Origin of the sequence: Brevundimonas sp. SORGH_AS_0993 (assembly GCF_030818545.1) — a bacterium.
Lineage (GTDB): Bacteria > Pseudomonadota > Alphaproteobacteria > Caulobacterales > Caulobacteraceae > Brevundimonas.
The window spans coordinates 2,687,279-2,709,981 of record NZ_JAUTAH010000001.1 but is presented as its reverse complement, the minus strand read 5'-3'; the positions used below and the strand labels follow the sequence as shown (position 1 = coordinate 2,709,981).

Genomic DNA, 22,703 nt, shown 5'->3' with positions numbered 1-22,703 from the left:
ATCAGCCGCCGCAGGTTTCACGAACGATCAACTCGGTGGGCACCCGTTCCGACCGGCCCGCGCCGGCGTCGCCGCCGTGATCCAGCAGCTTGGACACCATCAGCCGACCGGCCTTCATCGTGTCCTGGGCGATGGTGCTGAGGGCCGGGCGCGAATAGCGGCTGAACGGCACATTGTCGAAACCGATGACCGAGACCTGGCCCGGCACATCGACGCCGGCGTGCAGCAGGGCGCGCACGGCGCCCAGTGCGATCTGGTCCGACGCCGCCACCACGCCGTCGAACGCCACGCCGCGCCGGATCAGGGCGTCCACAGCGGCCTCGGCCGATTCGACCTCGAAATGGGCGGGCACGATCCGTTCGACCTCCGCCTCCAGCCCGCTCTGGGTCAGGGCGTCCAGATAGCCGCGATGCCGCTGCATGGCTTCGGGCGGATCGAGGTCGCCCAGGAAGACGATGCGCTGTCGCCCCAGCCGCGCGAGATGCAGCGTCGCGCGGCGCCCCCCGGAAATGTTGTCCGAGCCGATGGAGCAGTAATCCTGGTCCGGCAATTCGGCGCCCCAGACCACGAAGCGATGGTCGGCGTCGACCAGACGGTTGAACGCCGAATGCAGGCTGGACTGGCCCAGGAAGATCACCCCGTCCGCCCGGCTGGTGTTCAATGCCGCCGACAGCTCGTCATAGTTGGCGGGCGAGATATGGCTCATCAACAGGTCGCAGCCGCGTTCGCGCGCCGCCTCGCCCACCCCGGCCAGAAGCTCCAGGAAGAAGGGATCGCTGAGGCGCCCTTCCCGCCCCTGCGGACGCGGCACGACCAGGGCGATGGTGCCCTGGGCGCCGATGGGGCCGGCCGGCATGTAACGCCGGAACGGATAGTCGTGCTCCTTCGCCAGCTTCCAGATCGTCTGTTTGGTGCGGTCGTTGACGGCAGGGCTGTCGTTCAGGGCGCGCGAGGCGGTGGCGATGGACACCCCGGCCAGGCGGGCGATGTCTTCCAGACGGGTGGTCTTGCGGCTCAAGGTCGCGGGTCCTCACAGCAGCATGGTGAAGCTGCAAACTTTTCTGCAAATATTTCAGCCACCGTTCGCGGCGGTTGGCAAGAGGCGGCGTAACGGAGTGTCCATGATGCAGCGCAGATCCTTCCTGGCCCTCGGCGGCGTGTCCCTGTTGGCGCTGGGCGCCACGGGCGTTCGCGCCCAGACCTCGCCCGCCCATGCGCGCGCCAGTTCGCCCGGCGGCGTCCTGACGGTCGAGGCCTTCACCGACAACGACGGGCGGCCGATGTATTCGGTGCTGCGTCAGGGCCGGGTCGTGGTGGCGCCGTCCAAGCTGGGCTTCCTCCTGACCGACGCCCCGGCCATCGAGCGCGGCCTGGCCCTCACCGCCGGCCAGCCCGTCACGGTGGATGAGACCTGGGAGCAGCCGTGGGGCGAGCGCCGCTTCATCCGCAACCACTACAACGAATGGCGCGTGACCTATGCCGAGACGGGCGGTCTCCAGCGCCGCGTGGACGTGGTGTTCCGCCTGTATGACGACGGCCTGGGCTTCCGTTACGAATTCCCGGACCAGCCCGCACTGAAGACCGTCCGCATCGGCTCGGAGATCACCGAGTTCAACCTGGCCGAGAACGGCGAGGCCCTGTGGTGCCCGGCCTGGGAGTGGAACCGCGAGGAATATCTCTACGACCGCACCCCCATCGACGCGGTCGGCAGCGCCCAGACCCCGATGACGGTCAAGGGCCGGTCCGGCCTGCACGTCTCGATCCACGAGGCCGCCTGCATCGACTACGCCGGAATGAACCTGCGTCGGTCGGAGGGAACGCGCTTCCGCGCCCAGCTGACGCCCGGCCTGACCAATGCGGCGGTGGTGCGTCAGGCGCCGTTCAACACCCCGTGGCGCACGCTGCAGATCGCCGACACCGGGGCGGGTCTGATCGATTCCAGCCTGATCCTGAACCTGAACGAACCGAACGCGGCTGGGCGACGTCAGCTGGTTCAAGCCGATGAAATACGTCGGCGTCTGGTGGGAGATGCACCTGGACCTGAAGACCTGGAACTCCGGTCCCAAGCACGGCGCAACCACCGAGAATGCGATCAAGCACATCGACTTCGCGGCCAGGCACGGCCTGGGCGGGGTGTTGGTGGAGGGCTGGAACAAGGGCTGGGACGGCCAGTGGTTCGCCAACGGCGCGGACTTCAGCTTCACCGAGGCCTATCCCGATTTCGACATCGAGGCGGTCTGCGCCCACGCCCGCGCCAAGGGCGTGCAGTTGATCGGCCACCACGAAACCGGCGGCAACGCCTTCCACTACGAGCAACAGCTTGAACCGGCCATGGCGCTTTATGAGCGGCTGGGCGTCCATTCGGTGAAGACCGGCTATGTCGCCGACGCCCAGGGCGCGCGCGTCGCCGGGCCGGACGGACGGATGGTCATGGCCTGGCACGAAAGCCAGGCGATGGCCCAGCACCATATGCGGGTGGTGGAGGCCGGCGCCCGTCACAAGGTGGCGATCAACGCCCATGAACCGTTCAAGGACACCGGCCTGCGCCGGACCTATCCCAACATCATCAGCCGCGAGGGTCAGCGCGGCATGGAGTATTCGGCCTGGGGCAATCCCGGCAATCCGCCCGAGCATGAGCCGAACCTGGTCTTCACCCGCCTGCTGGCCGGACCGATGGACTACACGCCCGGCATCTTCGGCATGGAGACGCGCAGTCCCGGCGGGGTGCAGACGACCTGGGCCAAGCAGCTGGCCCTCTATGTCGTCATCTACAGCCCGATCCAGATGGCGGCTGATCTGCTGGTCAACTACGAGGCCAATCCCGGTCCGTTCCAGTTCATCAAGGACGTGCCGGTCGACTGGGAAGAGAGCCGCACCCTGGCCGCCGAACTGGGCGACTACGTCGTGATCGCCCGCAAGGAACGCGGGTCGGACATCTGGGCCCTGGGCGCCATCACCGACGAGAACCCGCGCGTCCTGACCGCCGACCTGGACTTCCTGGACGCCGGCCGCCGCTACCGCGCCGAAATCTATCGTGACGGCCCGGACGCCGACTACAAGGGCAAGCGCGAGGACATCGTCATCGAGCAGAGCGAAGTGACATCGGCCGACACCCTGACCCTGGCGCTGGCGCCCGGCGGCGGCCAGGCGATCCGGTTCGTGCCGGTCGGGCGTCGTCGGAAATGAGCGGCAACGCTTTTCGTCATTCCGGGGCGTCGCGCAGCGAAGAACCCGGAACCCAGGGGATTGGTCTCGATGACGGGGATGGAGCGGTGATGCTCTCCTGGCTTCCGGGTTCGGGCCGCGCCCGCCCCGGAATGACGACGGGAAACGCGCATGAGTAGCGCAACACCCCTTCTCGCCCACCGCCCGCGCCTGTCCGGCCTGGCGATCTGGAACATGTGCGTCGGCTTCTTCGGCATCCAGATCGGCTTCGGTCTGCAGAACGCCAACACCAGCCGCATCTTCCAGACCCTGGGTGCCGAGGTCGATACGCTGGCCATCCTGTGGATCGCGGCGCCGCTGACGGGTCTGCTGGTCCAGCCGATCATCGGCCATTTCAGCGACCGGACCTGGACGCGGTTCGGGCGGCGGCGACCCTATTTCCTCGTCGGGGCGATCCTGACGACCCTGGCCCTGATCGCCATGCCCAACAGCCCGTCGCTGTGGTTCGCCGCGGCCATGCTGTGGATCATGGACGCCTCGATCAACATCACCATGGAGCCGTTCCGCGCCTTCGTCGGCGACAATCTGCCGGAGGAGCAGCGCACCGCCGGCTATGCGATGCAGAGCTTCTTCATCGGCGCGGGGGCGGTGTTCGCCTCGGTCCTGCCGTGGCTGCTGTCCAACGTCTTCCACATCGCCTCGACCGCCGAGGCGGGCGTCGTGCCCCTGTCGGTCAAGATCGCCTTCTACGTCGGCGCCGCCGGCCTGTTTTCGGCCGTGCTGTGGACCGTGCTGTCGACCAGGGAATACAGCCCCGAACAGATCGCCGCCTTCGAACGCGCCGGAACCGGCGCCGCGGTCGCCGACGACACGCCGGAACCGCCTGCCCGATCGGTTCAGGGCTGGCTGGGCTCTGGCCTTGCCTGCGGCGTCGTCGGTCTGCTGGCCCTGGGCCTGATCACGCTCCTGAACCTTGAGAAGGAGCTTCTGATCCTGGGCGGGTTCCTGGTGGGGTTCGGCCTTTTGATGATCGCCGTCGGCATGATGCAGCGCCGGGGCATGGTCAACGCCGCGACCGAGATCCTGAACGACATCTTCCGCATGCCCGAGACGATGCGCGGCCTGGCGGTCGTTCAGTTCTTCAGCTGGTTCGCCCTGTTCGCCATGTGGATCTACACCACCGCCGCCGTGACCCGCGTGCATTACGGCACGAGCGACACGACCTCGGCCGCCTATGCGACGGGCGCCGACTGGGTGGGGGTGCTGTTCGGGGTCTATAACGGGGTTGCGGCCCTGGCGGCCTTCACCCTGCCGGTTCTGGCGAAGCGGATCGGGCGCAAGGCGACCCACGCGCTGATGCTGCTGCTGGGGGCGGCCGGTCTGTTCGGCGTCTTCGCCATCCGCGAGCCGGGCCTGCTGTGGGTGCCGATGATCGGCGTCGGCTTCGCCTGGGCGTCGATCGTCTCCATGCCCTACGCCATCCTGTCGGCGGCGGTGCCGGACCGGAAGATGGGCGTCTATATGGGCGTCTTCAACATCTTCATCGTGGTGCCCCAGCTGCTGGCCGCCACCGTCCTGGGCCTGATTTTGAAGACCCTGTTCGACGGCCAGGCGATCTGGGCCCTGGTGCTGGGCGCCGTCTCCTTCGTCCTGGCCGCCGCCAGCGCGCTGAGGGTCAAGGAGCATCGCGGATGAACCGGCGCGGTCTGCTGGCCCTCATGGCCGCCCTGCCCTTCGCCGGCTCAGCACGCGCGGAGGGGACTGTCGCGGGCGGGCGGCTGATCCTGCATCAAGGCGTCGCATCGGCCCAGGTGAAGACGCGCAACGTCTCGGTCTGGCTGCCGCCGGGATACGAGGCGTCGGGCGAGACCTATCCCGTCCTTTACATGCACGACGGCCAGAACCTGTTCGATGCGGCCACGGCCAACTTCGGCGAATGGGGCGTGGACGAGCATCTGACGCGGCTGATCGCGGGCGGTCAGGTGCGCGCCCCCATCGTCGTCGGCGTATGGAACACCGATCTGCGGCTGCGGGAATATGTCCCCGCCGACCTCATCGCCGCCCTGCCCGCCGATATGCGCGACGAGGTCCAGTCCATCTATGGCGGCCCGTCCTTGTCAGACGGCTATCTGCGGTTTCTGACCGAAGAGCTGAAGCCCTTCATCGACGGCGCCTATCGCACCCTGACCGGACCTCAGGACACGATGATCGCCGGCTCCAGCATGGGCGGGCTGATCTCCCTCCATGCGGTGATGAAGCGGCCGGACGTCTTTTCCGCCGCCGCCTGTCTGTCGACCCATTGGCCGCTGAAGGTCGAAGGGCTGGAGGCGGGCGCGGCGCTGGACGCCTGGCGCGCACGGCTGGTCGCGGCCTGGACCGGCGTGATCGAACGCGGCCTGCCCGCGCCCGGCGCGCACCGCTTCTATTTCGACCGGGGCGACGAGACGCTGGATCAGTTCTATGCCGCCTTCCAGACCCAGGTGGATCAGACCTTCCGCGCGCGCGGCTATGGCCCTGACGCCTTCCGCAGCCTGGTCTTCCCCGGCGCCCAGCACAACGAGGCGTCCTGGAACCAGCGTCTGGACGTTCCCCTGACCTTCCTTCTTTCCCCCGCCCCCACGCGCAACCCGTGAGGACCACAATGCGTCACTTCCGTACCCTCTGCCTCGCCGGCGCCGCCGGCCTGGCCATCGCTTCCGCCGCAAGCGCCCAATCGGGCGTCGCCCCCGGCGCACCCGGCGCCCCACCCGTCTGGTCCAGCGCAGCCAAGACCGGCGCCGGCGCCGCCTATGAAGCCTATGTCGACGGCCAGTACCGCGACGGCGGCCCGACCGGCGCGGTGTCCAAGGTCTGGTTCTCCATCGCCGACGGCGTCCTGACCGAGACCATGTACGGCCTGATCCATGAGGCCCAGATCAAGGCGCTGCGCTTCGGCGTCGTCACCCCCGACGGCCTGGTGGTCGAGGGGCCTGGCACGACCGAACGGACCGAATATCTGCATGTGGACGCCCAGGGTCGCCCCCTGTCGCCCGCCTATCGCATCACGACGCGCGACAAGAACGGCCGCTTCCAGATCGAAAAGCAAATCTTCACCGACCCGGACCGCAACGCCCTGGTGCTGCGCGTCACCCTCACGGCGCTGAAGGGCGAGGTGACGCCCTATCTGATGCTGGAGCCGCACATCGCCAACACCGGCGTCGAGGATCGCGGCCAGGTCACGCGCGACGGATTCCATGCCTGGGAAGGCGACACCCACCTGGTCCTGAAGCCCAGCCAGGCGTTCGAAAAGGCCAGCGTCGGCTTTGTCGGGACCTCCGACGGCCTGAACGATCTTCAGGACGGCAAGATGGACTGGACCTATGCCTCGACCGGCGATCAGGGCGGCAACACCATGATGACCGGCGCCCTGCCCCGGATGCGCGAAAGCACCCAGATCACGCGCGACTTCGTCATCGGCTTCGGCCACAGCGAGGCCGAGGCCCGCGCGGCGGCGGACGGATCGTTCGCCACGGGCCTTGACGAGGTGCTGGCCCGCTTCAACGGCGAGGGCGACCGGGTCGGCTGGGAGGACTATGTCGCCTCCCTGACCGAACTGCCGCGCATCGCCGAGCAGGCGACCGACGGCGGCAAGCTGGCCTATGCCTCGGCCCTGATGCTGAAGGTGCAGGAGGACCGCACCCATGCCGGCGCCCTGATCGCCAGCCTGTCCAACCCGTGGGGCGACACGGTGGATGCGTCGAAATCCTCGACCGGCTACAAGGCGGTCTGGCCGCGCGACTTCTATCAGGTGGCGATGGCGCTGGCCGCGTTGGGCGACAAGGAGACGCCGCTGGCGGCCTTCAACTATCTGCCCCAGGTCCAGGTCGGGCCGAACACGCCGGGCAACACCGGCGTCGGCGGCTGGTTCCTGCAGAAGACCCATGTGGACGGCGAGCTGGAATGGGTCGCGGTCCAGCTGGACCAGACGGCCATGCCGATCATGCTGGGCTATCGGCTGTGGAAGATGGGCTGGCTGTCCGACGCCCAGATGACCGACCACTATCGGTCCATGCTGAAGCCGGCGGCCGACTTCCTGGTGGACGGCGGCAAGGTCGGCCTGATGTGGAACGACGCCGAGATCAAGCCCCCCTTCACCCAACAGGAACGCTGGGAGGAGCAGCAGGGCTATTCGCCGTCCACCACCGCCGCCGTCGTCGCAGGCCTGACGGTCGCCGCCGAAATGGCGCGCGCATCGGGGGACGTCGCGAACGCCGCCCGCTATCAGGCCGCCGCCGACGACTACGCCGGCAAGATCGAAGGCCGGATGTTCACCACCAACGGCGACTTCGGCGATGGGCGCTACTTCATCCGCGTCACCCAAAACGAGAACCCGAACGACAAGGCCCCGATCGGCGTCGCCAATGGCCAGATCGCGCCGGCCGAGGATCGGGTCGTGGACGGCGGCTTCCTGGAACTGGTGCGCTATGGCGTGCGGAAAGCCGACGATCCCCACATCGTCGCCACCCTGCCCGTCTATGACGACCAGGCGCTGGAGCCGCTCTATCGCGTCCGCTACGACTTCGGCCCCGAGGGCGACAAGACGCCGGGCTGGCGCCGCTACGGCGTGGACGGATATGGCGAGGACCACGTCACCGGCGCCAACTACGGCGTTGGGGGCGAGATGAGCCCCGGCCAGCGTGGCCGGGTCTGGCCCTTCTTCACCGGCGAACGCGGCCATTATGAGCTGGCCCGCGCCAGCGTGAACGGCACGCCTTCCGCCGCCGACGTCGCCGCCATCCGCCAGACCTATGTGCGCGGCATGGAACGGTTCGCCAACGACGGCCTGATGCTGGCCGAACAGGTCTGGGACGGGGTGGGCGACCCCACGCCGCGCGACTACGCCCTGGGGCAGAACACGGACTCGGCCACGCCCCTGGCCTGGACCCATGCCGAATACCTGAAACTGCTGCGGTCCCTGGCCGACGGCAAGGTGTGGGACAGTTACGAGCCGGTCCAGGCGCGCTACGCCCGCTGATACGAAAAAGGCCCCGGAGATCGCTCTCCGGGGCCTTTCCTTCACGAGTTGAAAATCAGAAGGCGAACTTGACGCCCGCAACGACCCGATCTGCGGCGCCGGGAACCCCCTTCACATCTGTATCGTGATAGCGAAGGTCCAAACCAACGGCCGGATCGATGGCGTAGGTTACGCCCAAGTTCCAGGTCGAATAATCGTCGCTATGATCAAGGTACTGGAACCCGAGAGCGCCAGAGACGGTGACCTTTTCGATTGGCGAGAAGGAGCCGTTCACTTCAGTATAGACGGCTTCCTTGTCCGCCGTTCCGAAGAAGTTGGGCGAATAATAAACCGCCGCGCCAATGGTGGCAAGACCGACCGCCCGCGACGCTGCAGCCTTATACTCGACATAAGTGTAGTCCGCGCCAGACGGTTCTTTCGGATAAAGATAGCCGATCACGCCGAAATCAAGCGCATAGCCGGCCACTTCGGTGCGGTAGCCGCCATACACATCTAGCTCGGCGCCGGTGTCGTCGCCGAAATCAACGGTAGAAGCCCAAGTCCCCGCGTAAAAAGAACCGTAAGCTGCATCCACTCCGCCTTGCAGTGCGGCATTCTCATTCGTCTGGCTGTAACCCCGAAAAACATAATCGCTGACCAAGCCTACATTGGCCGAAAGCTTCAGGTCTTCGGCCGAAGCGGGCGCAGCGGCGAACAGACCGAGGGTCATTGCTGCGGCGGCGGCCGCGCCAAGGAGCTGATTTTTCATTGTTTATCCCCGTTATTGATTGATTGGCGACCAGGGGCCGCGCGAGAGAGAGGGGCGCGGGATTTGGGAGCCCGCGCCCGCCCAGTGTCCGTGATCAGTGTTCCAGCGCCTCGCCGTGCAGCGAGGTGTCCAGACCGGCGGCTTCTTCCGCCTCGCTGACACGCAGACCCGTCGTGAACTTGCACACGAACAGGATGATCAAGGTGCCGACGGCGCTGTAGACGATGGTCCACAGCAGCCCCAGCGCCTGGGCGCCGACATTGGCGCCTTCCGACAGGCTGTTGATCGCGGTGGAGGCGAACACGCCGGTCAGGAGGGCGCCGATCAGACCGCCCGCGCCGTGGATGCCGAAAGCATCCAGGCTGTCGTCGTAGCGCAGCAGCTTCTTGATCCAGACCGAGGAGGCGTAGCAGGCCGGACCGGCGATCAGGCCGATGATCACGGCGCCCTTGGGATCCACGAAGCCGGCCGCCGGGGTGATGGCGACCAGACCCGCGACGACGCCCGACAGCATGCCGATCAGCGAGACCTTCTTCTTCTCGATCACCTCGACCAGCTTCCAGGTCAGGGCGGCGGCGGCGGCGGCCAGGATGGTGTTCAGCAAGGCCACGCCCATCAGTTCGTTGGCGGCGCCGGCCGAACCGGCGTTGAACCCGATCCAGCCGACCAGCAGCAGCGAGGCGCCGATCATGGTCAGGACAGGGTTGTGCGGATTGATCGGCTCGACGCCGTAACCCTTACGGCGGCCCAGGACGAGGGCGCAGACCAGACCCGCCACGCCCGAGTTGACGTGAACGACCGCGCCGCCCGCGAAGTCCAGCACGCCGGCCGTTCCCAGGAAGCCGCCGCCCCACACCCAGTGGCAGATCGGCGCATAGACCAGCAGCGACCACAGGGCGGTGAACAGCAGCAGGGCGGAATACTTCATCCGCTCGGCGAAGGCGCCCGTCACCAGGGCCGGGGTGATGATGGCGAAGGTCATCTGGAAGGAGATGAACAGGAACTCGGGGATTCCGGGCAGCAGGCCGTTGGCGGTCTTCAGCGACACGCCGTTCAGGAACAGCATGTCCAGGCCGCCGATGAAGGGCTGCAGCCCCGCCGACGGATTGGCCCCGAAGGCCAGGCTGTATCCGGCGATGAACCAGACCAGGGTGACGACGGCGAAGACGCCGACGGATTGGGTGATGGTGGCGATGACGTTCTTCTTGCGCACCATGCCGCCATAGAACAGCGCCAGGCCCGGCAGGGTCATCAGCAGCACCAGGGCGGTGGAGACGCCCAGCCAGGACGTTCCGGCGCCGTCCAGCACCAGTTCCTTCTGGTGCCCCAGAAGGGCCGGCGCGGCCTCCTGCGCCTGGGCCGCACCGGCGGCGGCCATACACAGCAACGGCGCAAACAACCCCGCAGCCTTCATAAGTCGATTTCGAATCCGCGACATGAGCTAGTACCCCCTATGCAATCTCGCAGTTGCGAAGGTTTTACCGCAATTGCGTGATACGCAAGAGGCAAGACGGCGAACAGCGCAACTTTCTTGCAACGGTCGTGAGACAAAAATTCAGGGGCGCATGATCCTTCGATCAGGCGCAGAAAACCCGACTTTAGATTGCCCTTAAAGCCAAGGTTGGCGAAACGTTTTCCGCGCCTTGTCGAGATGCTTTACGCCCAGTGCATCTGCACCCGGTGCGCCGCCGCCCAGTGAATGGCGCGGATGGCGTCGATCACCGCCTCGGTCGCCCCGCGCGTGCCCAGTTCCCCGCCAAGGTCGGCCGTAACGGCGCCCGCGGCCAGGACGGCGGCGACGGCCGCCTCGATGGAATCGGCCTCGTCCTCCAGCTTCAGGCTGTGACGCAGCAGCAGCGCCGCCGACAGGATGGCGCCGACGGGGTTGGCCAGATCCTGCCCCGCGATGTCCGGCGCCGAGCCGTGGATCGGTTCGAACAGGCCCGGCCCCGCCGTGCCCAGCGACGCCGACGGCAACAGGCCGATGGAGCCGCCCAGCACGGAAATTTCGTCGGACAGGATGTCGCCGAACATGTTCTCGGTCAGGATGACGTCGTACTCGCGCGGCTTCCGGATCAGGTGCATGGCCATGGAGTCGACCAGGGCGTGCTCCAAGGTGATCTCGGGGAATTCCTCGGCGTGGATGCGGGTCACGACCTCGCGCCACAGACGGCTGGTCTCCATCACATTGGCCTTGTCGACCGACGTGACCTTGCCGCGACGCTGGCGCGCGGTCTGGAAGGCGGCGCGCGCGACGCGCTCGATCTCCGCAACCGTATATTCGCACAGGTCCGTGGCGCCTTTTTCGTCGCGGGTCTTCTTGCCGAAATAGACCCCGCCCGTCAGTTCGCGGAAGACGATCAGGTCGACGCCCTCGACGATCTCCTTCTTCAGCGGCGAACGGTGCGCCATCACCGGCGAGACCTGCAGCGGGCGCAGATTGGCGAACAGGCCCATGACCTTGCGGATGGCCAGCAACCCCTGTTCGGGCCGCACCTTGCCGCCATCCCACTTGGGTCCGCCGACCGCGCCCAGCAGAACCGCATCGGCGTCCAGGCAGGCCCTGCTGGTCGCCTCGGGCAAGGGCTCGCCCGTCGCGTCGATGGCCGCGCCGCCGATCAGATGTTCGGTGAAGACGAAATGGTGGCCGTAGAAGTCGGCGATGACCGACAGCACCTGACGGGCGGCGCCCGCCACCTCCGGGCCGACGCCGTCGCCGGGCAGGACGACGATATTGTAGGTCTTGGGAGCGGAAGTGGTCATCAGGCGGTCTCTCTCGATCGCTCGTAGGCTTCGATCTCGGGCAGGTTTGATTGCAGCCAGCCCAGGGTGTCCACCCCATCCAGCAGGCATTGGCGGGCGAAGGATTCGACCCTGAACGGCACGGGCAGGGCATTGCCGCGCCGAATCTCGTTCGCCTGGAGGTCGATCGTGACGGGTTGATCCGGCTGCGCGGCCAGATCGTCCCAAACCGCCTGGCTGACGACGATCGGCAGGAGGCCGTTTTTCAGCGCGTTCGATGTAAAAATGTCAGCAATCTCGGTCGAGATCACCGCCCGGAAGCCATAGTCGTAGAGCGCCCAGGGCGCATGTTCGCGTGACGATCCGCAGGCGAAATTCCGCCCCGCCAGCAGGATGCGATGCTCGGCCGGGTCGATCCGGTTCAGGATCGCCTCGGGCTTCTCCGATCCGTCGGCCTCGTAGCGCCAATCGTAGAAGGCCGCCTTGCCCAGGCCTTCGCGCGTGGTGGTGGTCAGGAACCGCGCCGGAATGATCTGATCGGTGTCGATATTGGCCTGACTGAGCGTGACCGTTTTCGACGTTAGAACCTGAAACGGCTCAGACATGCTCAACCTCGTTCAGATAGACGCGCGGATCGGTCAGCACGCCGGCCACAGCCGTCGCCGCCGCCGTGGCGGGACTGGCCAGGATGGTGCGGGCGCCCTTGCCCTGGCGGCCTTCGAAATTGCGATTGGAGGTCGAGACCGCCAGTTGGCCCGGCCCCACGGCGTCGCCGTTCATGGCGATGCACATCGAACAGCCGGGAATGCGCCATTCGGCCCCGGCTGCGATGAATATCTGATCCAACCCTTCGGCCTCGGCGTCGCGGCGCACCGCTTCCGATCCCGGCACCACCAGCATCCGCAGGCCCGGCTTCACCTTGCGCCCGCGCAGCACCTCGGCGGCGGCGCGCAGGTCCGGCAGACGGCCGTTGGTGCAGGAACCGACGAAGACCACGTCCACCGGCTGGTTCGTCGTCGCCTCGCCGGGTGTGAAGCCCATATAGGCGACCGCCTTGCGGTCGCTGTCCGACTGCGGCTGCGGCACGGGCGACCCGACCGGCGCCCCTGCGTCCGGCGTCGTACCCCAGGTCGCCATAGGACGGATGGCCGCGCCGTCCAGCACGATCTCCTTGTCGAAGGTCGCGCCCGGATCGGTGGCCAGGGTCAGCCACGCGGCCGTCGCCGCCTCGTAATCCGCCGGAACGTGCTTTCGGCCGCGCAGCCAGTCGATGGTCGTCTGGTCCGGCGCGATCATGCCCGCGCGCGCCCCCGCCTCGATGGACATGTTGCACAGGGTCATCCGCCCTTCCATGTCCAGCGACCGCACCGCCTCGCCGGCGTATTCGATGACATAGCCGGTCCCGCCGCCGAAGCCGATGGCGGCGATGACGGCCAGCGCGACATCCTTGCCCGACACGCCCGGCTCCAGCCGTCCGTCCACCGTCACCCGCATGGCCCTGGGCTTGCGCTGCAACAGGCATTGCGTCGCCAGGACGTGCCCGACCTCGGACGTGCCGATGCCGAAGGCCAGGGCGCCGAACGCCCCGTGCGTCGCCGTGTGGCTGTCGCCGCACACCACCGTCATGCCCGGCTGGGTCAGACCCAGTTCCGGCCCCATCACATGGACCACGCCCCGATCGTCCGAATCCCAGCCGGCCAGCCGCACGCCGTGGGCGGCGCAGTTGCGCTCCAGCGTATGGACCTGGGCCTCGGCCTGGGCGGTGACATAGGGTTTGCGGCCGTCCGGTCCGGGCGGCAGGGTCGGGGTCGAATGGTCCAGCGTGGCGTAGGTCCGGTCGGGACGACGCACCTTCAGGCCGCGCGCCTCGATCTCGCTGAAGGCCTGAGGGCTGGTGACTTCGTGCACCAGATGCAGGTCGATATACAGAACCCCAGGCGTCTCGGCCGTTTCCGACCGCACGACGTGCGCGTCCCAGACCTTGTCGAACAGCGTCCTTGGCGTGGCGGCTTCTTTACCCGGTTTCATCCGACGCCTCAGGCCGCTTCCGACCGCATGGCTTCGTCAGGCAGACGGCTGACGCCGAACAGCCGGTCGATCTGGCGGCCCAGATTGTCCAGGCATCGGGCGGCGTCGCGGCCGCGCACCGTCAGGGCGATCCGCCGGAACGGGCCTTCGTCGGCCATGTTCATGCCGTCGATGTAAAATCCCCGGCGCTCCACCAGGCCGATCAGACGCTGAAGCGAACCGTCGGCGCGGTCGATCTGGATGTGGATCGTGTTGCTCATCTCAGGAGCCCTCCATCATTTCAGCATTGTTCTTGCCCGGCGGAACCAGCGGCCAGACGTTGTCGCGCGGGTCGATGACCACATGGGCCAGGCAAGGGCCGTCGGCGGCCAGCAGGCGCTGGACCCCTTCCGACACCTGATCGCGGCGGTCGATGCGGAAGGCTTCGATGCCGAAGGCTTCGGCCACCTTCACGAAGTCCGGATTGTCGGACAGGTCGATCTCGGAATAGTTCTCGGCGAAGAACAGCTCCTGCCACTGGCGCACCAGGCCCAGGGACGAATTGTCGATCAGCACGATCTTCAGCGGGATGCCGTAACGCTTCAGCGTCGCCAGCTCCTGGATATTCATCATGAAGCCGCCGTCGCCGGCGATGGTGACGACGGTGGCGGACGGATCGGCCAGCTTGGCGCCGATGCCGGCGGGCAGGCCAAAGCCCATGGCCCCCAGACCGCCCGAGGTGATGTGGGCTTCCGGCTTGGAAAAGCGGCAATGCATGGCCGCCCACATCTGATGCTGGCCCACGTCGCAGGCGGCGACGAAATCATCGCCCGCCGCCTCGGACACGGCCTTCAGCAGGGCCGGAGCATAGACCCCCTCGCCCGGGGCGTCATAGCGATAGGCGCTCCGGGCGGCGGCCTCGGCGCATTCGGCGACCCAGGGCTGGATGTCCAGGGCCGGGCCGACCGCCAGACGCCCGGTCAGGACCTCGACGCCAGGTTTCAACTCGCCGACGACGGCGACATTGGCGCTACGCAGCTTGCCGACCTCGGAGGCGTCGATGTCGAAATGAACGATGCGGGCGTTCGGCGCGAACTCGGCCAGCTTGCCCGTCGCGCGGTCGTCGAACCGGGCGCCGACGACGATCAGCAGGTCGCTGTCCTGCACCGCATGGTTGGCCGCGCGCGTGCCGTGCATGCCCAGCATGCCCAGCATGCCCGGCGCGTCGGTCGGTAGGGTGCCCAGCGCGTTCAGGGTCGACACCTGGGGGATGCCGGTCGCGGCGACGAAGGCGCGCAACGCCTCGGTCGCGCCGCCGATCTTCACCCCGCCGCCGATATAGACCAGCGGCTTCTTCGCCGCCCGAATCGCAGCCTCGGCGGCGGCGACGCCGTCATGATCGACGCGGGGCGTCTGGTTGGGGATGTGGAAGCCATAGTCCTCGGTCGTCGTCTCGAACTGGACATCCTTGGGCAGGTCGACCAGCACCGGCCCCGGACGGCCCGTAGCGGCGATGTGAAACGCCTGTTCGATCGCGGCCGGCACCTCGGCGGCCGAACGGACCAGGATCGAATGTTTCACGATCGGCAGGGTGACGCCCAGGATGTCGATCTCCTGGAAGGCGTCGGTGCCCATCAGACCTTGGGCGACATTGCCGGTGATGCAGACCATCGGCACGGAATCCATCATCGCATTGGCGATGCCCGTGACCAGGTTGGTGGCGCCGGGGCCGGACGTCGCCATGCACACCCCGACCCGACCGCTCTTTCGGGCATAGGCGTCGGCGGCGAAGGCCGCGCCCTGCTCGTGACGGACCAGGATATGCTTCAGCCTGGATCCCGCCAGGGCGTCATAGACCGGCATGATGGCGCCGCCCGGATAGCCGAACACCACCTCCACCCCCAGCCGCTCCAGGGTGGAGACCAGCAGACGCGCGCCCGACTGGGGAGCGGTCTCGGCTGAGGGTTTGAAGGCGGCGGCGGTCATCAGGGTCATCCGGTCTTTCAGGCGGCGATCAGGCCGCTTCGGCCTTGGGCGTGTTCAGCCAGGCCATGCGTTCGCGCAGACGCGCGCCGACCTGTTCGATCTGGCTTTCGCGGTCCGCCTTCAGCCAGGCTTCGTACTGCGGCTTGCCGGCCTCGTTCTCGGCGATCCAGTTGCGCGCGAAGGTGCCGTCCTGGATTTCGTCCAGAATGGTCTTCATGCGGGCCTTGGTCTCTTCGGTCACGACGCGCGGGCCAGAGGCGACGGCGCCGTACTTGGCCGTTTCCGAGATGAAGTGGTGCATCTTGGAGATGCCGCCTTCGTAGAACAGGTCCACGATCAGCTTCAGCTCGTGCAGGCATTCGAAATAGGCGATCTCGGGCTGGTAGCCGGCCTCGACCAGGGTGTTGAAGCCCTGCATGACCAGTTCCTTGGCGCCGCCGCACAGGACGGCCTGTTCGCCGAACAGATCGGTCTCGGTCTCCTCGCGGAAGGTGGTTTCCAGCAGGCCGCCGGTTGCGCCGCCGTTGCCCTTGGCGTAGCCCATGGCCCGGTCGCGCGCCTTGCCGGTCGCGTCCTTCTCGATGGCGAACAGGCTGGGAACGCCGCGACCGCGCTGGAACTCGCGGCGGACCAGATCGCCCGGTCCCTTGGGCGCCACCAGGATCACGTCCATGTCCTCGCGCGGGGTGATGCGGTTGTAGATGATCGAGAAGCCGTGGGCGAACAGCAGGGCCGAGCCCTCCTTGGCGTTCGGCTCGATGATGTCGCGATACACTTGGTCCTGAACCATGTCCGGCGTCAGGATGGCGATGATGTCGGCGCCCTTGACGGCTTCGGCCGGCTCGGCGGTGGGCACGCCGTCGGCGGTGGCGTGTTTCCAGCCCGTGCCGCCGTGACGAACGCCGGCGACCACGTCATGGCCGCTGTCCTTCAGGTTCTGGGCGTGGGCGCGGCCCTGCGAGCCATAGCCGATGATGGCGATGCGCTGGCCGGCGATGGCGCCCGGCTTGATGTCTTCGTTGGTGTAGATGGTGATGGCCATGGGTCAGGCGTCCTGAGCAGCGGTTGTCTTGTGACTTGCCGGGATTTGGGCCGGCGGCGGGTTGGGAATGGTGACGGCGCCCTGGGCGGCGGAGGCCACCGAGGCGCGGTATTTGGCGAAGACGCCTCGCGCCGGGCGGACCACGTGGGGCGTAAAGCCCGCCCGGCGCGTCGCCAGATCGACATTGACGTCGATCCGGCGGTTGGTGACGTCGATGGTGATGCGATCACCATCGCGAATGAGTGCGATCGGGCCGCCGACAGCGGCTTCCGGCGAGACGTGGCCGGCGACGAAGCCATAGCTGGCGCCCGAGAAACGGCCGTCGGTCAGCAGGGCGACGTTGTCGATCTTGCGGCCCTTCAAGGCGGCGGTGACTTGCAGCATCTCGCGCATGCCGGGACCGCCCTTGGGGCCTTCGTAGCGGATGATGATGACGTCGCCTTCGCCGACCGAGCCGTCCTGGACGGCGTGGAAGGCGTCTTCTTCGGAATCGAAGACGCAGGCCGGTCCCTCGAACGTGTCGACCTTGTGGCCTGTCAGCTTGATGACCGCGCCTTCCGGGGCCACGTCGCCATAGATGACGGCGAAGCTGCCGCGGTCCATGACCGGCGCGTCGAAGCGGGTCACGACCACCTGGCCGGGGGTTTCCTCGGCCTCGGCCGCCTCGGCGAAAAGGCTGCGGCCGCTGACGGTGGGGGTGTTCACGATCTTGCCGGCCTCGGCCATGCGCTGCGTCACCAGGCGGGTGCCCCCGGCGGAGAACAGGTGCGAGGCCAGGAACCGGCCGCCCGGCTTCAGGTCGCAGATGACCGGCGCCTCGACGCAGGCCTGGTGGCAGTCTTCGACCCCGAAATCGACGCCGGCCTCGGCGGCGATGGCCGTCAGGTGCATGACGGCGTTGGTCGACCCGCCCGAGGCCGAAACGGCGACGGCGGCGTTCTTCAGGCTGGCGCGGGTGATGTATTTGCGGGCCGTGTCGCCGGCGAAGACCCGTTCGACGATCAGGCGGCCGCAGCGCTCGCCCTGGGCGGCCTTGCCCGGATCGACGGCGGGCACGTCGTTGGCGCCCATGGGGCTGATGCCCATGACCGACAGGGCCATGGCCATGGTGTTGGCGGTGAACTGGCCGCCGCAGGCGCCCGCGCCGGGGCAGACCGCGCTCTCGACCGCCTTCAGGCCCGCGTCGTCCAGGGCGCCGGCGGCGTGGGCGCCGATGGCCTCGAACACTTCTTGAACCGAGACCTCTTTCGTCCCCCCAGGAGCGGGCAAGACGCCCGGCATGATGGTGCCGCCGTAATAGACCAGGCCGGGGATATCCATCCGCGCCAGGGCCATGGCCGCCGCCGGGATCGTCTTGTCGCAGCCGACGATGCAGACCACGCCGTCCAGCTGGTGGCCCTCGATGGCCAGTTCGATACTGTCGGCGACGACCTCGCGGCTGATCAGCGACGCCTTCATCCCTGCCGTGCCCATGGAGATGCCGTCGGTCACGACGATGGTGTTGAAATCGACCGGATAGCCGCCGGCCGCGACGACGCCGGCGCGCACGTCGTTGGCCAGACGGTCCAGGTGCATGTTGCACGGCGTGACCGTCGACCATGTGTTGACGATGCCGATCATCGGCTTGTCGAAGTCGGCGTCCTGCATCCCTGCGGCGCGCATATAGGATCGGGCCGCCGCCCGGTTGGGGCCGGCAGTCACCGCCGCGCTGCGCGCGTTCGGCTTTTTGGGCTCTGAGGTAGAATCTTGCGTCATCGGTCCGGTTCGTTGGGAACCGCCGCGCACCAAAAACCCCGCTTCCTTTCGGTAGCGGGGTGGTGCGAGGCGATCCTGAGTGTGTTTAGGTCAGGTCGCGGGCATCCACGCCGCTTGGCTAAGCAGGCCAATAAGTACGGTGAGAATGAATACGGCCAGCACCTGCGGCGCCGAGGTCGCGCGGGCGGGAACCGCGAAAGCGGCGGCGTCCTTCCTGATTGCGCGCGTCGTCGTGGCCACGAGGGGCTCCCTTGTTCTGACGCCAAGAAACCATACCGCCCGCCGCGACGCAACCGCCGACGGCAAGATTTTTGCCCTCAGGGCGCAGAATTTCCTTCGAAGTGGTGTTTCTTGCCTCAAGGCCGCCTAGCGTAACAGTCCGCAGCCCGTTGTGACGCGCCTGGGGTTGAAACCCGCCCCGCGCGCGGTCATTGAGACGCACAACGATAAGCCATAGCTCAGAGGAACCCACCATGACCGTTCGCGTCGCCATCAACGGCTTCGGCCGCATCGGCCGCCTTGTGCTCCGTTCGATCGTCGAACATGGCCGCACGGACATCGAGGTCGTGGCGATCAACGATCTGGGCCCGGTGGAGACCAACGCCCACCTGTTCCGCTACGATTCTGTCCACGGCCGCTTCCCCGGCACGGTGACGTCGGGCGAGGACTGGATCGACGTCGGCACGGGCAAGATCAAGGTCACGGCCGAACGCGACCCCGCCAACCTGCCCCACGCCGAGCTGAAGGTGGACATCGCCTTCGAATGCACCGGCATCTTCACCTCCAAGGACAAGGCCAGCGCCCACCTGAAGGCCGGCGCCAAGCGCGTGCTGGTTTCGGCCCCGGCCGACAACGCCGACAAGACCATCGTCTTCAAGGTCAACCATGAGACCCTGACCGCCGACGACATCGTCGTCTCGAACGGCTCGTGCACCACCAACGCCCTGGCCCCGGTCGCCAAGGTGCTGAACGACCTGTTCGGCATCGAGCGCGGCTATATGACCACCATCCACTCCTACACCGGCGACCAGCCGACGCTGGATACGATGCACAAGGACCTGTATCGCGCCCGCGCCGCCGCCCTGTCGATGATCCCGACATCGACCGGCGCCGCCAAGGCCCTGGGCCTGGTCCTGCCGGAGCTGAAGGGCAAGCTGGACGGCTCGTCGATCCGCGTCCCGACCCCGAACGTCTCGGTCGTGGACCTGAAGGTCGTCGCCGCCCGCGACGTGACGGTGGAAGAGATCAACGCCGCGCTTCAGGCCGCCGCCGACGGCCCGATGAAGGGCGTCCTGTTCACGACGACCGACCCGCTGGTCTCGCACGACCTGAACCACATCGCCGCCTCCTCCACCGCCGCCCTGCCCCAGACCCAGGTCGTCGACGGCAAGCTGGCCCGCGTTCTGAGCTGGTACGACAACGAATGGGGCTTCGCGACGCGCATGAGCGACACCGCGCTGCAGATGGCGAAGTTCCTGTAACGCCATGAAATGGGTGCTTTCGATCTTACTGGCATTGACTGCACCCATCATCCTGCTTCTAACGAGCGCTGCCGTATTCAACTTTTTTCTGATTCCCATGTGGATCGGCAGCGCCATCTGGACGGCCTCGCTCTGGGGCAATAATGCGCCGCAAGGGCGGAACCGTGCCCTAGGCAATACACTGGCCTTACTCGCGCTCATGTTGGAATTAAGCGTCGGGGCCTTTATGGCCTATGTGATTGTCGGCTGGAGCCAAATGTAAGGCAGCGCCAAATCTCTGCTCGACTTTCTGGAACTTTGACATGACCTTCCGCACCCTCGACGACGCCAAGGATCTCGCCGGCAAGACGGCCCTGGTCCGCGTGGACTTCAACGTGCCGATGGAGGGCGGCAAGGTCACGGACGACACCCGGCTGCGGGTCGCCCTGCCGACGATCCAGCGCCTGCGTGACGCCGGCGCCAAGGTGGCCCTTCTGGCCCACTTCGACCGTCCCAAGGGCCAGCGTGTCCCGTCGATGAGCCTGAAGCCGGTCGTCGAACCGCTGGAAGCCCTGCTGGGCGCCCCCGTCCGCTTCGCCGAGGACTGCATCGGCCCGGACGCCGTCGAGGCCATCCGCGACCTGGACGCCGGCGGCGTGGTTCTGTTGGAGAACGTGCGCTTCCACGCGGCGGAAGAGGCCAACGATCCGGTCTTCGCCCAGAAGCTGGCCGACCTGGGCGACCTCTATGTCAACGACGCCTTCTCGGCCGCCCACCGCGCCCACGCCTCGACCGAGGGGGTGGCGCACCACCTGCCCGCCTACGCCGGCGAATCCATGCGCCGCGAACTGGACGCCCTGGATGCAGCGCTCGGCAAGCCGCAGAAGCCGGTCGTCGGCATCGTCGGCGGCGCCAAGGTCTCGACCAAGCTGGACCTGCTGAAGAATCTGGTCGGCAAGCTGGACCGCCTGGCCATCGGCGGCGGCATGGCCAACACCTTCCTGTTCGCGCAAGGGATCGATATCGGCGGCTCCCTGGCCGAACGCGACATGGCCGACACGGCGCGCGAGATCATGGCCGAGGCCGAAAAGCGCGGATGCGAGCTGCTGCTCCCCGTCGATTTCGTGGTGGCGACCGAGGTGAAGCCGGGCGCCGCCTCGCGCCCCGTCGCCGCCGGCGCCGCCCTGTCCGCCGACGACAAGATCCTGGACGCCGGCCCGGCCACGGTCGCGCGTCTGCTGGAGGCCCTGACGGCGTCCAAGACCCTGATCTGGAACGGCCCCCTGGGCGTGTTCGAGGTGCCGCCCTTCGACGCCGCCACCGTGACGGTCGCCCGTCATGCGGCGGCCCTGGCCAAGGCCGGCGTCCTGATCGCCGTCGGCGGCGGCGGCGACACGGTCGCGGCCCTGAACCACGCCGGGGTGGCGGACGACATGACCTTCGTGTCCACCGCCGGGGGCGCCTTCCTGGAATGGATGGAGGGCAAGCCCCTGCCGGGCGTCGAGGCGCTCAGGGCTTGAGCGGACGATGCAGGCGGATCACGCCTGCCGTCCCTCGTCGCAAACCGTAGTTCAGCGGCTGTAACACGGCGTGACTTCGGCGCGCCGCGCCGCTAATCTCCGCCCCAATCAAAAAAGACTGTTCGGCTCAGGAGATTTCATCATGGCGCGCATCACGCTGCGACAGCTGCTCGATCACGCAGCAGAGAACGATTACGGCCTGCCGGCCTATAATATCAACAACATGGAGCAGGGTCTGGCGATCATGGAGGCGGCCCACGAGGTCAACGCGCCCGTGATCATTCAAGCGAGCCGCGGCGCCAGAAATTACGCCAACGACATCGTCCTGGCCAAGCTGATCGACGCTCTGGCCGAGCTTTATCCGCACATCCCGGTCTGCATGCACCAGGACCACGGCAACGGCCCGGCGACCTGCGCCACCGCCATCCAGTACGGTTTCACCAGCGTCATGATGGACGGCTCGCTGGAAGAGGACGCCAAGACGCCCGCCAGCTACGAGTACAATGTCGAGGTCACCCGCCGCGTCACCGAAATGGCCCACGCCTGCGGCGTCTCGGTCGAGGGCGAACTCGGGGTTCTGGGCTCGCTGGAGACCGGCATGGGCGAGGCCGAGGACGGCCACGGCTTCGAGGGCAAGCTGGACCACTCCCAACTGCTGACCGACCCGGATCAAGCGGTCGACTTCGTCGCCGCCACCAAGGTCGACGCCCTGGCCATCGCCATGGGCACCTCGCACGGCGCCTACAAGTTCACGCGCAAGCCGGACGGCGACGTGCTGGCCATGAATGTGATCGAGGAAATCCACCGCCGCCTGCCCAACACCCACCTGGTGATGCACGGCTCCTCGTCGGTGCCGCAGGACCTGCAGGACATCATCAACGCCTACGGCGGCCAGATGCCCCAGACCTGGGGCGTGCCCGTCGAGGAAATCCAGCGCGGCATCAAACACGGCGTGCGCAAGGTCAACATCGACACCGACAACCGCATGGCCATCACCGGCGCCATCCGCAAGGTGCTGGCCGAAAAGCCGGGCGAGTTCGATCCCCGCGCCTATCTGAAGCCCGCCAAGGAAGCGATGAAGACGCTCTGCATGGAGCGCTATCAGCAGTTCGGCTGCGAGGGCCAGGCGTCCAAGATCCGCCCCCTGTCCACCGCCCAGATGGCCAAGCGCTACGCCTCGGGCGACCTCGACCCGTCCTTCCGCGGCGCCTCCGTCAAGGCCGCCTGAATTCGGAGCGGCCTGAATCGGGGCGGCGCGAGCCGA

19 protein-coding genes and 1 pseudogene are annotated in these 22,703 nt (G+C 67.2%); 9 read left to right on the top strand and 11 right to left on the bottom strand.

Annotated features, from left to right (window positions below; all coding sequences use genetic code 11):
• Window position 1 precedes the first annotated feature (1 nt).
• Window positions 2-1,018: a LacI family DNA-binding transcriptional regulator gene (locus QE389_RS13375; RefSeq protein ID WP_307368222.1), complete on the bottom strand. Its 1,017-nt coding sequence runs from the start codon at window positions 1,016-1,018 to the stop codon at window positions 2-4.
• On the opposite strand from QE389_RS13375, the pseudogene QE389_RS13370 reads away from it, so the two are divergent.
• From QE389_RS13370 to QE389_RS13350, 5 genes and pseudogenes are all read left to right on the top strand, one after another.
• Window positions 963-1,907: pseudogene (locus QE389_RS13370) on the top strand (glycoside hydrolase family 97 N-terminal domain-containing protein); the annotation flags it as partial. The gene QE389_RS13375 and the pseudogene QE389_RS13370 sit on opposite strands and share 56 nt — an antisense overlap.
• Before the next feature lie 94 nt (window positions 1,908-2,001).
• Window positions 2,002-3,186, top strand: a complete 1,185-nt coding sequence (locus QE389_RS13365; RefSeq protein WP_307368219.1) for a glycoside hydrolase family 97 catalytic domain-containing protein — start codon at window positions 2,002-2,004, stop codon at window positions 3,184-3,186.
• Window positions 3,187-3,336: 150 nt separating this feature from the next.
• Window positions 3,337-4,860 carry an MFS transporter gene (locus QE389_RS13360; RefSeq protein WP_307368216.1) on the top strand — a complete coding sequence of 508 codons (1,524 nt, stop codon included), beginning with the start codon at window positions 3,337-3,339 and terminating at the stop codon, window positions 4,858-4,860.
• Window positions 4,857-5,798, top strand: coding sequence for an alpha/beta hydrolase (locus QE389_RS13355; RefSeq protein ID WP_307368214.1), 942 nt, complete (start codon window positions 4,857-4,859; stop codon window positions 5,796-5,798). The genes QE389_RS13360 and QE389_RS13355 overlap by 4 nt, the downstream gene beginning before the upstream one ends.
• 8 nt (window positions 5,799-5,806) lie before the next feature.
• Window positions 5,807-8,179, top strand: coding sequence for a glucan 1,4-alpha-glucosidase (locus QE389_RS13350; protein WP_307368211.1), 2,373 nt, complete (start codon window positions 5,807-5,809; stop codon window positions 8,177-8,179).
• A gap of 55 nt (window positions 8,180-8,234) precedes the next feature.
• Here the strand turns inward: QE389_RS13350 and QE389_RS13345 are convergent, their stop codons facing one another.
• The 10 genes from QE389_RS13345 to QE389_RS13300 all read right to left on the bottom strand — a co-directional run bounded on the left by QE389_RS13345 (window position 8,235) and on the right by QE389_RS13300 (window position 18,699).
• Window positions 8,235-8,927, bottom strand: a complete 693-nt coding sequence (locus QE389_RS13345) for a TorF family putative porin (RefSeq protein ID WP_307368209.1) — start codon at window positions 8,925-8,927, stop codon at window positions 8,235-8,237.
• A gap of 94 nt (window positions 8,928-9,021) precedes the next feature.
• Window positions 9,022-10,305 carry an ammonium transporter gene (locus tag QE389_RS13340; protein WP_307368206.1) on the bottom strand — a complete coding sequence of 428 codons (1,284 nt, stop codon included), beginning with the start codon at window positions 10,303-10,305 and terminating at the stop codon, window positions 9,022-9,024.
• A 278-nt stretch (window positions 10,306-10,583) separates the two neighbouring features.
• Window positions 10,584-11,690 (bottom strand): 3-isopropylmalate dehydrogenase, encoded by a 1,107-nt coding sequence (leuB, locus tag QE389_RS13335; RefSeq protein ID WP_307368204.1) that lies wholly within the window; start codon window positions 11,688-11,690, stop codon window positions 10,584-10,586.
• A complete protein-coding gene (gene leuD / locus QE389_RS13330; RefSeq protein ID WP_307368201.1) occupies window positions 11,690-12,274 on the bottom strand; it encodes a 3-isopropylmalate dehydratase small subunit in 585 nt (194 codons plus the stop codon). The genes leuB and leuD overlap by 1 nt, the downstream gene beginning before the upstream one ends.
• The gene (leuC, locus tag QE389_RS13325) at window positions 12,267-13,697 is read right to left on the bottom strand and encodes a 3-isopropylmalate dehydratase large subunit (RefSeq protein ID WP_307368198.1); all 1,431 of its coding nucleotides are present in this window, start codon (window positions 13,695-13,697) and stop codon (window positions 12,267-12,269) included. Before leuC ends, leuD begins: the two co-directional genes overlap by 8 nt.
• Window positions 13,698-13,705: 8 nt before the next feature.
• The gene (locus tag QE389_RS13320; RefSeq protein ID WP_307368196.1) at window positions 13,706-13,957 is read right to left on the bottom strand and encodes an ACT domain-containing protein; all 252 of its coding nucleotides are present in this window, start codon (window positions 13,955-13,957) and stop codon (window positions 13,706-13,708) included.
• A gap of 1 nt (window position 13,958) precedes the next feature.
• Window positions 13,959-15,671 (bottom strand): acetolactate synthase 2 catalytic subunit, encoded by a 1,713-nt coding sequence (gene ilvG, locus QE389_RS13315; protein WP_307368193.1) that lies wholly within the window; start codon window positions 15,669-15,671, stop codon window positions 13,959-13,961.
• 19 nt (window positions 15,672-15,690) lie between these two features.
• Window positions 15,691-16,704, bottom strand: a complete 1,014-nt coding sequence (gene ilvC, locus QE389_RS13310) for a ketol-acid reductoisomerase (RefSeq protein WP_307368191.1) — start codon at window positions 16,702-16,704, stop codon at window positions 15,691-15,693.
• Window positions 16,705-16,707: 3 nt separating this feature from the next.
• The gene (locus QE389_RS13305; protein WP_307368188.1) at window positions 16,708-18,459 is read right to left on the bottom strand and encodes a dihydroxy-acid dehydratase; all 1,752 of its coding nucleotides are present in this window, start codon (window positions 18,457-18,459) and stop codon (window positions 16,708-16,710) included.
• 90 nt (window positions 18,460-18,549) lie between these two features.
• Window positions 18,550-18,699 (bottom strand): hypothetical protein, encoded by a 150-nt coding sequence (locus QE389_RS13300; RefSeq protein ID WP_307368185.1) that lies wholly within the window; start codon window positions 18,697-18,699, stop codon window positions 18,550-18,552.
• 233 nt (window positions 18,700-18,932) lie between these two features.
• Between QE389_RS13300 and gap the strand changes: the two genes are divergently transcribed.
• The 4 genes from gap (at window position 18,933) to fba (ending at window position 22,667) form a co-directional block, all read left to right on the top strand.
• Window positions 18,933-19,940, top strand: coding sequence for a type I glyceraldehyde-3-phosphate dehydrogenase (gene gap, locus QE389_RS13295; protein ID WP_307368183.1), 1,008 nt, complete (start codon window positions 18,933-18,935; stop codon window positions 19,938-19,940).
• 4 nt (window positions 19,941-19,944) lie between these two features.
• Entirely contained in the window at window positions 19,945-20,202 is a 258-nt protein-coding gene (locus QE389_RS13290; RefSeq protein WP_307368180.1) for a hypothetical protein, read from the top strand.
• Window positions 20,203-20,242: 40 nt separating this feature from the next.
• A complete protein-coding gene (gene pgk, locus QE389_RS13285; protein WP_307368177.1) occupies window positions 20,243-21,439 on the top strand; it encodes a phosphoglycerate kinase in 1,197 nt (398 codons plus the stop codon).
• Window positions 21,440-21,581: 142 nt separating this feature from the next.
• Window positions 21,582-22,667, top strand: a complete 1,086-nt coding sequence (gene fba, locus QE389_RS13280; RefSeq protein ID WP_307368174.1) for a class II fructose-bisphosphate aldolase — start codon at window positions 21,582-21,584, stop codon at window positions 22,665-22,667.
• The last annotated feature ends 36 nt before the right edge of the window (window positions 22,668-22,703 follow it).